This is a genomic window from Mesorhizobium sp. GbtcB19, assembly GCF_019091085.1.
Lineage (GTDB): Bacteria > Pseudomonadota > Alphaproteobacteria > Rhizobiales > Rhizobiaceae > Mesorhizobium.
Genome location: NZ_JAGXJY010000564.1, coordinates 1 through 233 on the forward strand (window position 1 = coordinate 1; position 233 = coordinate 233).

General features: G+C 67.0%; 1 protein-coding gene. It reads right to left on the reverse strand.

What is annotated here, in order from left to right:
• A partial coding sequence (locus tag KVT37_RS33055) for an ATP-binding cassette domain-containing protein (protein WP_368860650.1) occupies positions 1-233 on the reverse strand: 233 nt, incomplete at both ends.

Sequence of the window (233 nt, forward strand, 5' to 3'; positions counted from 1 at the left end):
GGATCAGCTTGAAGAGCTGGGCGGCCCCCTTGCGGGTGAGGTAGGCGGGCGGCTCGTCGAAGATCAGTAATTTGGTGCCGCACACAGTGGCCCGCGCCGCGGCGATCAGCTGCTGCTGACCGATGGTGAGGTCGCCGAGCACGACATGCGCCGGCAGGGCGAAGCCGAGGCCATTGATGATCTTCTGCGCGTCCTTGACCATGGCGCGCTGCTGCAGGAGGCCGAAGCGGGAC